Here is a 14084-nt window from a genome sequence, read left to right on the forward strand (position 1 = left end):
CGGCCCGGCGTCAGAAGAAGTCCGCCCATGGCTGGTCCCAGATCTGCTTCACGGCCAGTACCAGGAAGAGCAGGCCCGCGATGGCCAGCATGCCGTTGCTGACGATGCCGTTGCGCCATTCGCGGGGTGTGCGGGAGGAGTTGAGGAGCCAGAGGAGCGTGCCGGCGAGGAAGGGGAGGAAGGCCGCGCCGAGGACGCCGTAGAGGATGATCAGGCGGAACGGCTGGCCCTGGAAGAGCAGGACGATGGGCGGGAAGGTCAGCCAGAGCAGGTACGCGCGGAACGGCCAGGACTTCTCGCGCCGGCCGGAGGCGACCTCCTCGCCCGTCACGGCCCCCTTGCGGCGGAAGCGCTCCACGAAGTCCGCGAACATCAGGCTCACGCCGTGCCAGACGCCGATGAGGGAGGTGTACGAGGTGGCGAAGAAGCCGATCAGGAAGAACTTGGCGGTGGCCGTGCCGTACTCGTCGGCCAGGATGTCGCCGAGCTGGATCAGGCCCTTGTCGCCGGAGGCGATGGCGATGTTGGCCGAGTGCAGCAGTTCGGCGCCGACGAAGAGCATCGAGACCACGAAGATGCCGGTGGTGATGTACGCGACCCGGTTGTCCAGGCGCATGATCTTCATCCAGCCGGTGTTCGTCCAGCCCTTGGCGTTGACCCAGTAGCCGTACGCGGCCAGCGTGATGGTGCCGCCGACGCCGCCGATGAGGCCGAGGGTGTTGAGGATCGAGTCCTTCTCGTCGGGCAGGACGGGCAGGAGCCCGGCGAAGGCGTCCGCGAGGTTGGGGGTGACGCGGATCGCCAGGTAGACCGTGACCACGAACATGACGCCCACCAGGACGGTCATGACCTTCTCGAAGACCTCGTACTTGTTGAACCAGACGAAGACCAGGCCGCTCAGGCCGCACAGTACGGCCCACCACTTGAGGTCCATCACGTCCGGGAACAGCGCCTGGAGGGGCAGGGCGCTGGAGGACATCGCGGCGGCGCCGTAGACGAAGCCCCAGATCACGACGTAGACGACGAAGAACCACGTCGTCCAGCGGCCGAGGCTGGCCCAGCCGTCGAAGAGGGTGCGGCCGGTGGACAGATGCCAGCGGCCGGCCGCCTCGGCGAGGGCGATCTTGACGAGACAGCCGATGACGGCCGCCCAGAGCAGGGTGTAGCCGAAGTTGCTGCCCGCGATGAGGGTCGCGACCAGGTCACCGGCGCCGACACCGGTCGCGGCGACGACGATGCCGGGGCCGATGTACTTCCAACTGGATTTACGAGGTGGGGGGTTGGAGCCGGATGGTGCGGGTGTGTCTGTGGGGTTTCCCGTGGTGTCCGCCATGAGGGTCAAGAAACCCCAAGTGACGGCATCAGACAAGAGGGCCGGGCGGCTTCGGTGACCGCCGGCTTCGGTGACCGCCGGCCACCGAAGCCGCCGAACCCGGCGGCGCGCTACGGCTGTCGCCGACCGCAGCCGTGGGCCCCGCACGTGCCGAGTTCGAACCACACGGTCTTGCCCGACCCGTCCTGGTGACAGCCCCAGCGCCCGGCAAGGGCGTCCACCAGGAACATCCCTCGGCCACTCTCCGATATCTCCGTCACCCGGCGCACCCGGGGCGGGCGGCCGTCCGTGTCCGACACCTCGCAGCGCAGTACGCCGTGGGCGGCCGACAGGGTCAGCTTCAGTCGGCTCTCCGCGTGCACCAGCGCGTTGGTGACCAGCTCGCTCACCAGCAGCTCCGCCGTGTCGGTCTGTTCGAGCAGACCCCATCCCTCCAGCTGCCTGCGCACCTGCGCGCGGGCCTGTGCGGCGGCGGTGGGACGGGGGTCGTACTCGACGCTCAAGTGACCCGCACCCATGGGCGGTTGGGGGTACGAGGCGAAATGGGGGCCGGAATCCGGAAGGAGACCCCCGGAGAGTTGCAGCATGCTTCCAGGGTTGCCGCCACGCGTACGCGGCACACGGGGAGGACTACCCGTTTCCAGTGGTGCATATACCTGTTTCCCGCCCGGGTACGTCCGCAATTGGGGGCCTACGCGACCGATGGGCGTGTACGCGGTTGTGTAGGGCTTACGCACGCTGTGGACTCCCGGCCCGTACATCTCCGTTCCGGCCAACCCGGCCCCCTGCCCGCACCCACCCACTCTTGACCTGGTCATGCCAGAGCCGCACCATGAGCGCCACACCCGCACCAGGGCCGGCCGGGCACCCCGTGGCCACCGGCCAGGCCCGAGGCACGTCGCAAGGATCCACCCCCCGCTCCACTCCCCACTTCCGGAGACCCCGGAATTCCTGGAGAAACTAGGAGACTTCATGCGACTCCGCATACGCGGCAGGGCGGCGACGCCCGGCGGCACCGGCAGGAGATCCGGTCGCCGCACCGCCGCCCTCGCCACCCTGCTGGCGCTGGCCCTCGCCGCCCCGGTCGCCGCGACCACCACGGACGCGACGGCGACCAGCGCCGAGCGGCCCAGGGCCTCGGCCGACGACATCCGTCAGTACGAGGTCCACATGCACTCGGACAGCAAGTCCCGCACGGCGCTGCAGCAGGCCGGTGTGACCGTGGACGACGCCGACGACCACTCGGTGTTCGTCTCCGGACGCGCGGACCAGATCAAGAAGCTGAAGCAGCAGGGCTACGAGGTCACCCCGCTCGGCGCCGCCCCGGACCGGTCGAACGGCGAGGACGACGTACGGCTCTTCGACTTCCCGTCCGCCGACTCCCGTTACCACAACTACGCGGAGATGACGAACGAGATCAACTCCGTCGTCTCGGCCAACAGTTCGATCGCCAGCCAGCGGGTCATCGGCACCACGTACCAGGGCCGGAACATCGTCGCCATCAAGATCAGCGACAACGTCGGCACGGACGAGGCCGAGCCCGAGGTGCTGTTCACCCACCACCAGCACGCCCGTGAGCACCTCACCGTCGAGATGGCGCTCTACCTGCTCAACGAGCTGACCTCCGACTACGGGACCGACTCCCGCGTCACCAACATGGTGAACAACCGCGAGATCTGGATCATCCCGGACATCAACCCGGACGGCGGCGAGTACGACGTCGCCACCGGCTCGTACCGCTCGTGGCGCAAGAACCGACAGCCCAACAGCGGTTCGTCGTACGTCGGCACCGACCTCAACCGCAACTGGAACTACCGCTGGGGCTGCTGTGGCGGCTCGTCCGGTTCCACGTCCTCGGACACCTACCGGGGTACGGCCGCCGAGTCGGCGCCCGAGGTGAAGGTCGTCGCGAACTTCGTGCGCAGCCGGGTCGTCGGCGGGGTCCAGCAGATCAAGACCGGCATCGACTTCCACACCTACAGCGAGCTGGTGCTGTGGCCCTACGGGTACACGACCGCCGACACCGCGACCGGGATGACGGCGGACGACCGCAACGCGTTCGCGACGGTCGGCGGGAAGATGGCCGCGAGCAACGGGTACACACCCGAACAGTCCAGCGACCTCTACATCACGGACGGGTCGATCGACGACTGGCTGTGGGGCAACCAGAAGATCTTCGGGTACACCTTCGAGATGTATCCGGGGTCGGCCTCGGGTGGCGGGTTCTACCCGCCCGACGAGGTCATCGCCCGGGAGACCGCGCGGAACCGGGACGCGGTGCTCCAGTTGCTGGAGAACTCGGACTGCATGTACCGGTCGATCGGCAAGGAAGCGCAGTACTGCGCCTGAGCCGCGCCGCCTGAGCCGGTGAGGGCTCGGGGACTTCTGTGAGTGGGGAACTGCGCGTCCGTTGGGTCTGGGCGCGCAGTTCCCCGCGCCCCTTATGGGGCGCTGTCCTCGGGCCCTTCCTTGTCGGTGCCGTCGTCGAAGTACGCGTCCAGGACCTCGTCGATCTGCTTCTCCCAGGCCGCGTGCTCCGACTTGGCCTTGGCCTCGATCTCCAGGAAGTACCAGCGGCGGTCGGGGGTGTGGACCGTGATGGTGAAACGCTTGCCGAAGAGGGGGGACTCGGTCTCGATCGCGCCGATCTCGTCCCAGGTGAACTCGCACTCCTGGTCGTCCAGACGCAGCCGTACGCCGCTGCTGTCCGCGATGATCTTCGCGCGGCGGTCGGAGGCCTCGAAGACGGGGCCGTCCGTGGTGTCCTCGGCCGCGCCTCCGGCTTCTTCTCCTTCTTCGCCGTCTTCGCCGTCGGCTTCTTCAGTTTCGGCCTCGGCTGCGGCCTCGGACTCGGCTTCCGCCGCGGCTTTGGCCTTGGCTTCGGATCCGGCTGCTGCTTTGCCCGAGGGCTTCTCGGCGATGGACGGCTCGTCCCGGGTCAGGGCAGCCTCGTCCGGCTCCTCGGTCTCCGCCGGTTCGGCGGACTCCGTCGGCTTGATGTCCTCCGGCTCCTCCTGCTTCTCCTTCTTCACGGACACCGGGGCCGTGAGTCCGGGGATGTGCGACGGGTCGACCGCTGCGGCGGCCAGGGGCTGGTTGTTCGAACCGATGCGCTGCTCCACAGCGGGCAGTATGGTCGACGACCCTGTGTCGGGGACAGTCGGTCCAGGCATATGTCCGTATCTGGGTTTCACGGCGTTCAGCGAAATTCTTGCGAGGAACCCCGGGCCTCTACGCCTGGGAGGAATCGCATCGTGTGGTGGCGACGCAGGGCGTCGCAGTGTCGGGAGTTGGGGCGCGGAGCGCCCGTAGGGCTGCGGCGAAGCCGGGGCAATGTCGAACGTACGGTCGGCGGGTCGCTGAATGGCGGGACGGGTGTGCGGAAGTGGTCTGTTTGTGCGGGCGAGGGCTATGCCCAGGGCGGCGACGGTGAGGAGGCCGGCGGTGCCGTCGACGAGGAGGAGCAGGCCGCCGGTGTGGGGTGGGGGTTCCGGGGCCGGGGAAGCGGCGAGGAGGGACATTCGGGGGTCCTCCGGGTGGGGGCGCGCGGATTTCGGGCAGGGGGCATCGCCGTGCGGGGTGCGGGGATGGTGGGGGGCGGTGCTGATGGCTGCCGAGCGCGGGTTGGGTGTGGTTGCTCGCGCAGTTCCCCGCGCCCCTGAGGGGGCGCGGGTGTGGACCCTCAGTGGTCCAGGACCGCCAGTGCGTCGATCTCGATCAGCAGGCCGGCCGGGAGGCCCACGTACACCGTGGTGCGGGCGGCCGGGGCGGTGGTGAGGTGTTGTTCGAAGTACTCGTTGTAGAGCGCGTTCATCTCGGCGAAGTGGTCCACGTCGGTGAGATAGACGCGGATCATCATCACGTCGTCCCAGGTGGCGCCGCCCTCTTCCAGGATCGCCTGGACGTTGGCGAGGGTCTGGAGGGTCTGTTCGCGCAGGGAGGGGCCGGCGGGTGTGGGGGGCTCGCCCTCGACGGCGGGGAGGAAGCCGACCTGGCCCGCGACCTGGAGGATGTTGCCCTTCCTGACGCCGTGGGAGAACTTCGCGGGGGGTGTGGTGTGAGTCTTCGGGGTGAGGGCGATCTTGTCGGTCATAGGGGGTCCTTGTCCGTCATACGGGGTCTGACGTGGGGGTTCTGCCGGAGTACTCGCCACTGATCGCGTCCGCGGTGCGGCGGACCAGCGGGAGCAGGGTGAGGAGTTCGTCGGCGGTGACGACGACGTTGGGCGCCGAGACCGACATCGCGGCGACGACCCGGCCGTCGGCGCCCCGGATGGGCGCGGCCACGCAGTTGATGGACTCCTCGTGGCCTCCGAGGTCGGTGGCCCAGCCCTGTTCGCGGACCCGCGCCAGTTCCTTGAGGAAGGCGGCGGCGTTGGGGGTCGAACGGGGCGTGTACAGGGGGTAGTCGAGCTTCTCCGCGAGGGCGCGTCGCTCGGCTTCGGGGAGGTCGGCGAGGCACAGCTTGGCGACGGCGGCGACCGTGATGGCGACCGGCTTGCCGATCCGGGAGTACATGCGGACCGGGTAACGGCTCTCGACCTTGTCGATGTAGAGGACCTCGTTCTCCTCGTGGACGGCGAGGTGGACGGTGTGGCCGCACTGTTCGTTGAGGCGTACCAGGTGGGGGTGGGCGATCTCGCGGATGTCCAGGTTCTCCACGGCCTCCTGGGCGAGGGCGAAGAGGCGGGCACCGAGGCGGTAGCGCTGGTCGGACTGGCGGTAGACCAGGCCGTGTTCGTGGAGGGTGCGCAGGAGGCGCAGGGCCGTGGACTTGTGGACGCCCAGGCGCTCGGCGACCTGGCCGAGGTCGGCGGGGCCCTCGGCGAGCAGCGGCAGGATGCTGAGCGCGCGGTCGACGGTCTGGCTCATGGGGTGTGTACCTCCTCCTCGGCCCGGTCCGGTACGTCAGTCCAGCCGGGGGCGAGTCGAAGTCTCCCCCACGCGTCGTCGTCCAGGGCGGCGAGGCGGTCGGCGTGGTCCCGTCGGGGCGGGGTGGCGAGGTCGCCGGGGACGGTGAGGGCGGCGGCCGCCATGAGGTGGCCGTGGCGGAGGCGGTCGCGGGCGGGGAGGGCGCGGAGGGTGGCGGAGAGCAGGCCGGCGGCGAAGGCGTCGCCGGCGCCGACCGCGGCCGCGACGTGGACCGTGGGAGCGGGGGCGAAGGTGACGGTGTCGCCGGGGGTGCGTTCGAACAGGGTGGCTCCGTGGGCTCCCTGTTTCACCACCAGGGTGCGTGGCTCCGGCAGGAGGGCCCGGATCGCCGTCGGGCCGCCGGTGACGCCCCAGACCTCCCGCGCCTCGTCCTCGCCGACGAACACGATGTCGGCGCCGCGTGCCAGTTCGAGCAGGACGTGGGGGCCTTGGGTGTCGCGCCACAGGCCCGGCCGGTGGTTGACGTCGAAGGAGACCAGGGGCCGGTGGTGGTCGGGGCGTGAGGCCGTCAGGTCGCGGAGCAGGCGCAGGCAGTCGTCGGACAGGGCCGCCGTGATGCCGGAGAGGTGCAGGACGCGTCCGGCGCGTACCGCGGTGAGGTCCACGGTCCGCGTCGACATCGCCGAGGCGGCCGAACCGGCGCGGTAGTAGGCGACTTCGTGGGCGTCCGTGGCGCGGTCGCCGGCCGTGCGGAAGTAGACGCCCGTCGGGCGTCCGGGGTCGCGGCCCACGGAGGTCACGTCGACGCCGTAGGAGCCGATCTCCCGCACCAGGTGGTCGCCGAAGGCGTCTGCTCCGACCCGGCTGACCCAGCGCGCCGTGTGGCCCGCGGCGGCCAGTGCGCAGGCCACGTTGGACTCCGCGCCGCCGATGGACCGGTCGAAGGAGGGGACGTCGGCGAGGCGTCCGGGGCGGGTGGGCAGGAAGGTGACCATGGACTCGCCGAGCGCGACCACATCAACGGCGTCGGGGGCGACGGCGGCGTATGGGGCGACGGTGGCGTCGGCGGCGTTGTCGTCGTCGGGGCAACGAAGTCCGTCGGCGGTCACGATGGTGGGGCTCCTCGTCGCGTCGGCTGGGGGCGGGGTGGCACCGTTGACCCGGTGCTGGCTGGGATGTTAGACAGCAGCAAGCGACATACGCAATGAACGTTGCACATACTGCAACGTTCCTCGTCAGGGAGAACCCATGGGTGTCGAGAGTGTCGAAGCGCTGGCCCGGCTGACGGAGGAACGCGTCGACCACCGCTTCAAGGGCATGCCGCCGGACGCCGACGGCCTGACGGTGGCCGAGCTGGTCGCGCAGCGGCGGAACCTGTTCACCGGCGGTTTCACCACCCCCGTGCTCGCCCTCTCCGCCGAGCGTCTGGAGCACAACCTGGCACTGATGGAGACCTACTCCGCGCGCCACGGCCTCGCCTTCGCCCCGCACGGCAAGACGTCCATGGCGCCGGAGCTGTTCTGGCGGCAGATCGAGCGCGGCGCCTGGGGCATCACCCTGGCCATGCCCCACCAGGTGCGTGTGGCAAGGGAGTTCGGCATCGAGCGGGTCTTCCTCGCCAACGAGCTCGTCGACCCGGCCGCCCTGCGCTGGATCGCCGACGAGCTGGCGGCCGACCCGCGCTTCCGCTTCGTCTGTTACGTCGACTCCGTGCGCGGTGTCGAGCTGATGGACGCCGCGCTGCGGGGCTCCGCGCGTCCCGTGGACGTCGTCGTGGAGCTGGGCGCCGGCGAGGGCGCGCGTACCGGGGTGCGTACGGAGGCCGAGTGCGCGGTGGTCGCGGACGCGGTGGCCGGGGTCGGCACCCTGCGCCTCGTCGGTGTCGCCGGGTACGAGGGCGAGGTGCCGGACGCCGACCCGGAGCGGGTGGGGGCGTGGCTGCGCCGGCTCACCGCGCTGGCCGCCGAGTTCGACAAGGCGGGGCGGTTCGCGGGACTGGACGAGGTGATCGTCAGCGCGGGCGGCAGCGCCTGGTTCGACGCGGTGGCCGACGTCTTCGCCGAGCTGCCCGAACTGTCGGTGCCCGTACTGAAGTTGCTGCGGTCCGGCGCGTACGTCTCGCACGACGCCGGGCACTACCGCCGGATCACGCCCTTCAACCGGATCCCCCAGGAGGGCGCCCTGGAGCCGGCCTTCCGGCTGTGGGCCCAGGTCGTCTCCCGTCCCACCCCCGAGCAGGCCTTCGTCAACGCGGGCAAGCGCGACGCCGCGTACGACCTGGATCTGCCGTCGGCGGAGGTGGTGCGGGACGCGGGCACGGGTGCGGTCCGCGATGCCGCCGGGATCACGGTGACGAAGCTGTCCGACCAGCACGCGTGGCTGCGCACGGACTCCGGCGCGGAGCTGGAGGTCGGCGACTGGGTGGGGCTGGGGCTGTCGCACCCGTGCACGTCGTTCGACAAGTGGGAGCTGATCCCGGTGGTGGAGGCGGACGGGACCGTGACGGACTACGTCCGTACGTACTTCTGAGGCCGGCCTCCGGCTCCTGAAAGGTGACCCCCATGGACGACCTGGTCCTCCGTGACGCCGAGGTCGTGGACGGCTCCGGCGACCCCTCCTACCGTGCCGACGTGGTCGTGGCGGACGGCAGGATCACGTCGATCGTCAAGGAGGCGGCCGCGGCGGGGTGCCAGCGGCCGAGGGCCCGGCGGGAGATCGACGCCGAGGGCCTGGTCCTGGCCCCCGGCTTCATCGACATGCACGCCCACAGCGACCTCGCGCTCCTGCGGGACCCCGAGCACACCGCGAAGGCGGCCCAGGGGGTCACCCTGGAGGTCATCGGCCAGGACGGGCTGTCGTACGCGCCCGTCGACGACCGCACCCTCGAAGAGGTCCGCCGCGCGATCACCGGCTGGAACGGCTACGGCGAGGACGTCGACTTCACCTGGCGTTCGGTCGGCGAGTACCTGGACCGGCTCGACCACGGCTTCGACGGCGAGGGCATCGCCGTGAACGCCGCGTACCTCGTACCGCAGGGGACGGTGCGGATGCTCGTCGTGGGCTGGGAGGACCGGGAGGCGACACCCGGGGAGCTGGACCGCATGCGGGAGCAGGTGGCGGCGGGGCTCGGGGAGGGCGCGGTCGGGATGTCGTCGGGGCTGACCTACACCCCCGGCATGTACGCCAAGGACGCCGAACTCACCGAGCTGTGCCGGGTGGTGGCGTCGTACGACGGCTACTACTGCCCGCACCACCGCTCGTACGGGGCGGGCGCGCTCCAGGCCTACGAGGAGATGGTGACCCTGACCCGCGAGGCCGGCTGTGCCCTGCACCTGGCCCACGCCACCATGAACTTCGGGGTGAACGAGGGCCGGGCGCCGGAACTGCTCACGCTCCTCGACGACGCGCTCGCGGCGGGCGCGGACATCTCCCTCGACACCTATCCCTACACCCCCGGCTGCACGACCCTCGTCGCGGTGCTGCCGAGCTGGGCGGGCGAGGGCGGCCCCGAGGCGGTCCTCGCGCGACTGCGGGACGACGACACGGCCGAGCGCGTCCGGCACCACCTGGAGGTCGTGGGCGCCGACGGCTGCCACGGCGTGCCCGTCGAGTGGGACACCATCGAGATCTCGGGCGTCACCGACCCGGCGCTTTCGTCGTACGTGGGACGGACGATCGCGCGGTCGGCGAAGGCGCACGGCGAGGAGCCCTGGGTGACCGCCCGTCGGCTCCTCGTCGAGGACCGGCTCGGCTCCACGATCCTCCAGCACGTCGGGCACGAGGAGAACGTGCGGACCATCATGCGCCACCGCGTGCACACCGGCGGTTCCGACGGCATCCTGCGCGGGGACAAGCCGCATCCGCGCGCCTACGGGACGTTCCCCCACTATCTCGGCCGGTACGTGAGGGAGTTGGGCGTGCTCTCCCTGGAGGAGTGCGTCGCCCATCTCACCTCACGTCCCGCCGCGCGGCTGCGCCTCGCGGACCGGGGACTCGTCCGCGAGGGGTACCGCGCCGACCTGGTCCTCTTCGATCCGGCGACCGTGGCCGCCGGATCGACCTACGAGGCCCCCCGCACCCTGCCCACCGGCATCCCGCACGTCCTGGTCGACGGCCGCTTCGTCATCGAGGACGGCCGACGGACGGACGTACTGGCGGGCCGGACGATCCGGCGGGGCGCCTGACCGGCGCCCGCGCCCCGTCAGGGACTCGGGGAGTGCGCCGGGGCCCCACCGGCCCGTCGGCGAGCGACGGCCCTCGGGGCCCCGTGGTCTCGACGGCCCGGCTCTCCCCGGCGGAGTGCTACGGCTTGGGGAGGACGCAGCCGGTGGCGGAGAGGTCGAGCTTGTTGTCCACGCCGAAGCAGGCGGGGACGTGCCAGGTCTGCTGGGCGTAGTTGATGCCCTGACGGACGGTCACGGTGCCGTTCGCGTCGACCTCGCAGGGGTTGTTGAGGGTGCACCTCTCGCCGCTCTCGTTGCCCGTGTTGTTCACGCCGACGACCTTGTTGGTGGCGACGTCGACCACCGGGGAGCCCGAGGTGCCGCCGATGGTGTTGCAGGCGGAGGTGTAACGGATGGAGTCCTTCCAGGTCCAGTCACCCTCCTTCAGGCGGTACGCGAACCCGTCGACACCGCAGGTGTAGATCCGCTTCCAGTACCCGGAGACGACACTGATGGCGGTGCCCGCGGCCGGGCGGGTGGTGTCGTAGACGAGCGCGTCGATGCCGTACGTGCTCTTGATCTGCGCGTACGTGGTGGTGAGCTGGTACACCGCCATGTCCGTGTCGGTCATCGTGCCGTACGCGATCTTGCTGGCGCGCAGGGTGCCGACGCGGGTGCCGGCGGAGTTGAGCAGGCCGAACGTGCGCGTGGAGGCCCGGTCGACGATGACCTGTCCGGGGGTCGGGAAGCCGGTCTCCAGGCAGTGGCCGTTGGTCATCACCAACGCCGGGTCGTTGTCCTCGGAGTCGGGCATCCGGACGACCGAGCCGGAGCAGTTGCTGAGCGAGACGGTGCCGGCGAAGTTGACGGCCTGGACCGCCGGGGCCGGGGTCGCGAGGTCCGCGACGGTCTTGTTCGCCGTGTCGACGACGCTGCCGACCACGGTCTTCACGGCCGCGTCCGCCGTCTTTCCGGGCGCCGCCGCCGGTTCCGGCGCCGCGACCGCCGGTGCCGCGCCCGCCCCGGTGATCACCAGGGCGAACAGCGAGGCAACGAGAGGCTTTCTCATGTGGGGGTCCCCTCACTACAGCTATGTGGCTGCGTGGTGGCAGAAGATCTTCCGGCCACCGCAGTTTGTCATGCGCATTGTGAGGGCGATGTGGAGGACGAGCAAGGAGTTGGTTCCGGCCGCGTGATCTTCGGCCAGGGGTGGGGGGTTGAGCGGGTGGAGACGCCGGACCGGGAGCGCCCGCGGCTACTTGGGGTCCTTCGTCGCGCCCTGCCCCCTGCCCTTGCCGTTGGAGTTGCCCCGGGGCGAGGAGGTCTCCGTGGCGGAGGAGCCGGTGGACGGCGCGGCGGAGGTCGCGGTGGGGGACGCGGAGCCGGACGGCTCGTCGCTCGTGGCTGTCGACGACGGGGACAGGGAGGCGTCCGGCGAGGAGTCGCCGGGCGACGTCTCGGCATCCGGGTCGGAGGTTCCGCCGGTTGTCGGGGTGGCCGCTTCCGCGTCCGCGTCGCCGGAGCGGTCGTCGGCCGTGGCGGACGAGACGGGTTCCGGGGTGCCGGGCCTCTCCCGCTCCGAGGTGCCGAGCCCGGCCAGTCCCGCCGTCACGGCGCCGACGAGCACCGCGGCGCCGATCCCGCCCGCCACCAGCGCGCGGCGCCTGCGGGCCCGGCGCCGCCCGAGCGTGCTCCGCCGCCCGTCGACCGGCCGCGCCCGCCGCCCGGCACCGTCCCCCACGGCTTCCGGATGCCCTGCCGCGTGCGGCGCGGGGCTGTCGTACGGGGCAGGGTCCTCGTAGGGGGCGCCGTCTTCGTACGGCGCGCCGGGCTCGTACGGTGCGCGGCCCTCGTAGGGGGCGCCGTCTCCGTAGGGCACGCCCTCCGCGTACGACGCGCCCTCCCCGTACGGCACGGCTGCGGCCACTCCTGCCCCGTCGTCCGGCCCGCGGCGTGCCGCCTCCGGACGACCCCCGTCCGGGCCCGGGGCGGCCGGCACGACCTCGTCCAGCTGGACCGTGTCGTCGTAGGCGTTCTGCCAGCCGTGGGCGGCGGCCGGGTCCGTGAAGATCTCGTAGGCCGGGGTGGAGCGGGGATCACCGACGGGGAGGTACACGTTCGGCGGTGTCCCGGCGTCGGCCTCGTTCCGGTCCGGCCCGTGCGCGCTGTCCACGCCGCCCACCCCATTCATCGCGTTCCGCTGCCTTCGTGTCGAGGGCCGTTCGCCCGAGCCTCATGGGCCGTACGCCCAGGTCTCAGCGGCGTACGGCCGGTTCCGTGCGGTCGGCGGCCGTGCGGTGGGGGATCGGCCGGACCTGCTCGCGGATTGTAGAGAGGAGGAGGCCGAGGGGACAGCGGCGGGGCATTTCGGGGTAATGCGACCGTCCCACGTGGTGGAAAACACGGCCCGGAACGCGTTACCGGGCCGTAAGCTCACGGACATGCAGGTGATCCAGTCGACCAAGCTCGCCAACGTCTGTTACGAGATCCGGGGCCCGGTGCTCGAGGAGGCGATGCGACTTGAGGCGGCGGGGCATCGGATCCTCAAGCTGAACACCGGCAATCCGGCGGCGTTCGGCTTCGAGTGCCCGCCCGAGATCCTGGAGGACATCCTCCGCAACGTGTCGTCGTCCCACGGGTACGGCGACGCGAAGGGCCTGCTCGCCGCGCGCCGGGCGGTCGTCATGCACAACCAGACGATCGGCATCGAGACGGACGTCGAGCACGTCTTCATCGGCAACGGCGCCTCCGAGCTGATCGTGATGGCGATGCAGGGCCTGCTCGACGACGGCGACGAGGTCCTCGTACCGTCCCCCGACTACCCGCTGTGGACGGCCGCGGTCTCCCTGTCCGGCGGCACGGCCGTGCACTACCGCTGCGACGAGCAGTCCGACTGGATGCCGGATCTCGCGGACGTCGAGCGGAAGGTCACCGACCGCACCAAGGCGATCGTCATCATCAACCCGAACAACCCGACGGGCGCGGTGTACGACGAGGCGATGCTGCGCGGACTGACGGACATCGCGCGCCGCCACAACCTGCTGGTCTGCTCGGACGAGATCTACGACAAGATCCTCTACGACGGCGCCACGCACACCCCGACCGCCGCGATCGCCCCCGACCTGCTGACCCTCACCTTCAACGGCATGTCGAAGGCGTACCGGGTGGCCGGCTACCGGGTGGGCTGGATGGCGATCTCCGGGCCCCGCGCGCACGCCGACTCCTACATCGAGGGTCTGACGATCCTCGCGAACATGCGGCTGTGCGCGAACATGCCGGGGCAGCACGGAGTGGTCGCCGCGCTCAGCGGGCGGCAGACGATCAACGACCTGGTGCTGCCGGGCGGGCGACTGAAGGAGCAGCGGGACGTCGCGTACGAGCTGCTCACCCAGATCCCGGGCGTCTCGTGCGTGAAGCCGAAGGGGGCGCTGTATCTGTTCCCGCGCCTCGATCCGAACGTTTTCAAGATCAAGGACGACCGGCAGATGGTCCTCGACCTGCTCCGACAGGAGAAGATCATGGTCGTGCAGGGCACCGGCTTCAACTGGGCCGAACCCGACCACTTCCGGGTCGTGACGCTGCCGACCGTGGGCGACCTGCGGTCCGCGATCACCCGGATCGGGAACTTCCTGGACGGGTACGGGCAGGCCTGACACCGCGCGTCGAGTACGGCGAACCGGGGCTTTCGGACCTCGCTCAACTTTAGACAGAATCTAA

12 protein-coding genes are annotated in these 14084 nt (G+C 70.7%); 4 read left to right on the forward strand and 8 right to left on the reverse strand.

The annotated features are described in order from the left end of the window. Positions 1-10: 10 nt before the first annotated feature. Positions 11-1333 (reverse strand): Nramp family divalent metal transporter, encoded by a 1323-nt coding sequence (locus K1J60_RS15725; protein ID WP_220646766.1) that lies wholly within the window; start codon positions 1331-1333, stop codon positions 11-13. A 110-nt stretch (positions 1334-1443) separates the two neighbouring features. Then, positions 1444-1836 (reverse strand): ATP-binding protein, encoded by a 393-nt coding sequence (locus K1J60_RS15730; protein WP_398683227.1) that lies wholly within the window; start codon positions 1834-1836, stop codon positions 1444-1446. A gap of 469 nt (positions 1837-2305) precedes the next feature. Between K1J60_RS15730 and K1J60_RS15735 the strand changes: the two genes are divergently transcribed. Next, positions 2306-3682 (forward strand): M14 family metallopeptidase, encoded by a 1377-nt coding sequence (locus tag K1J60_RS15735; protein ID WP_220646767.1) that lies wholly within the window; start codon positions 2306-2308, stop codon positions 3680-3682. 92 nt (positions 3683-3774) lie between these two features. Here K1J60_RS15735 and K1J60_RS15740 read toward each other — a convergent pair whose 3' ends face one another. The 4 genes from K1J60_RS15740 to K1J60_RS15755 form a co-directional block, all read right to left on the reverse strand. Then, positions 3775-4455: a PH domain-containing protein gene (locus K1J60_RS15740; RefSeq protein ID WP_259407742.1), complete on the reverse strand. Its 681-nt coding sequence runs from the start codon at positions 4453-4455 to the stop codon at positions 3775-3777. A 560-nt stretch (positions 4456-5015) separates the two neighbouring features. Next, positions 5016-5426, reverse strand: a complete 411-nt coding sequence (locus K1J60_RS15745) for a RidA family protein (protein ID WP_220646769.1) — start codon at positions 5424-5426, stop codon at positions 5016-5018. Between the two features lie 16 nt (positions 5427-5442). Beyond that, the gene (locus tag K1J60_RS15750; RefSeq protein ID WP_220646770.1) at positions 5443-6204 is read right to left on the reverse strand and encodes an IclR family transcriptional regulator; all 762 of its coding nucleotides are present in this window, start codon (positions 6202-6204) and stop codon (positions 5443-5445) included. Beyond that, positions 6201-7220 carry a sugar kinase gene (locus tag K1J60_RS15755; protein WP_259408271.1) on the reverse strand — a complete coding sequence of 340 codons (1020 nt, stop codon included), beginning with the start codon at positions 7218-7220 and terminating at the stop codon, positions 6201-6203. The genes K1J60_RS15750 and K1J60_RS15755 overlap by 4 nt, the downstream gene beginning before the upstream one ends. A gap of 232 nt (positions 7221-7452) precedes the next feature. Between K1J60_RS15755 and K1J60_RS15760 the strand changes: the two genes are divergently transcribed. Together K1J60_RS15760 and K1J60_RS15765 are read left to right on the forward strand one after the other, a co-directional pair. Continuing rightward, a complete protein-coding gene (locus K1J60_RS15760) occupies positions 7453-8733 on the forward strand; it encodes an amino acid deaminase (RefSeq protein WP_220646771.1) in 1281 nt (426 codons plus the stop codon). Between the two features lie 32 nt (positions 8734-8765). Then, positions 8766-10388, forward strand: coding sequence for an N-acyl-D-amino-acid deacylase family protein (locus K1J60_RS15765; protein WP_220646772.1), 1623 nt, complete (start codon positions 8766-8768; stop codon positions 10386-10388). A gap of 118 nt (positions 10389-10506) precedes the next feature. Here the strand turns inward: K1J60_RS15765 and K1J60_RS15770 are convergent, their stop codons facing one another. Next, positions 10507-11436 carry a trypsin-like peptidase domain-containing protein gene (locus K1J60_RS15770; protein WP_220646773.1) on the reverse strand — a complete coding sequence of 310 codons (930 nt, stop codon included), beginning with the start codon at positions 11434-11436 and terminating at the stop codon, positions 10507-10509. A gap of 186 nt (positions 11437-11622) precedes the next feature. Then, positions 11623-12540: a hypothetical protein gene (locus K1J60_RS15775; protein ID WP_220646774.1), complete on the reverse strand. Its 918-nt coding sequence runs from the start codon at positions 12538-12540 to the stop codon at positions 11623-11625. A gap of 268 nt (positions 12541-12808) precedes the next feature. Here K1J60_RS15775 and K1J60_RS15780 point away from each other — a divergent pair, with 268 nt between their 5' ends. Beyond that, on the forward strand, positions 12809-14020 hold the full coding sequence (locus K1J60_RS15780; protein ID WP_220646775.1) for a pyridoxal phosphate-dependent aminotransferase: 1212 nt from the start codon (positions 12809-12811) through the stop codon (positions 14018-14020). Positions 14021-14084: the final 64 nt, after the last annotated feature.

It is taken from the genome of Streptomyces akebiae, assembly GCF_019599145.1.
GTDB classification, from domain to species: Bacteria; Actinomycetota; Actinomycetes; order Streptomycetales; family Streptomycetaceae; genus Streptomyces; species Streptomyces akebiae.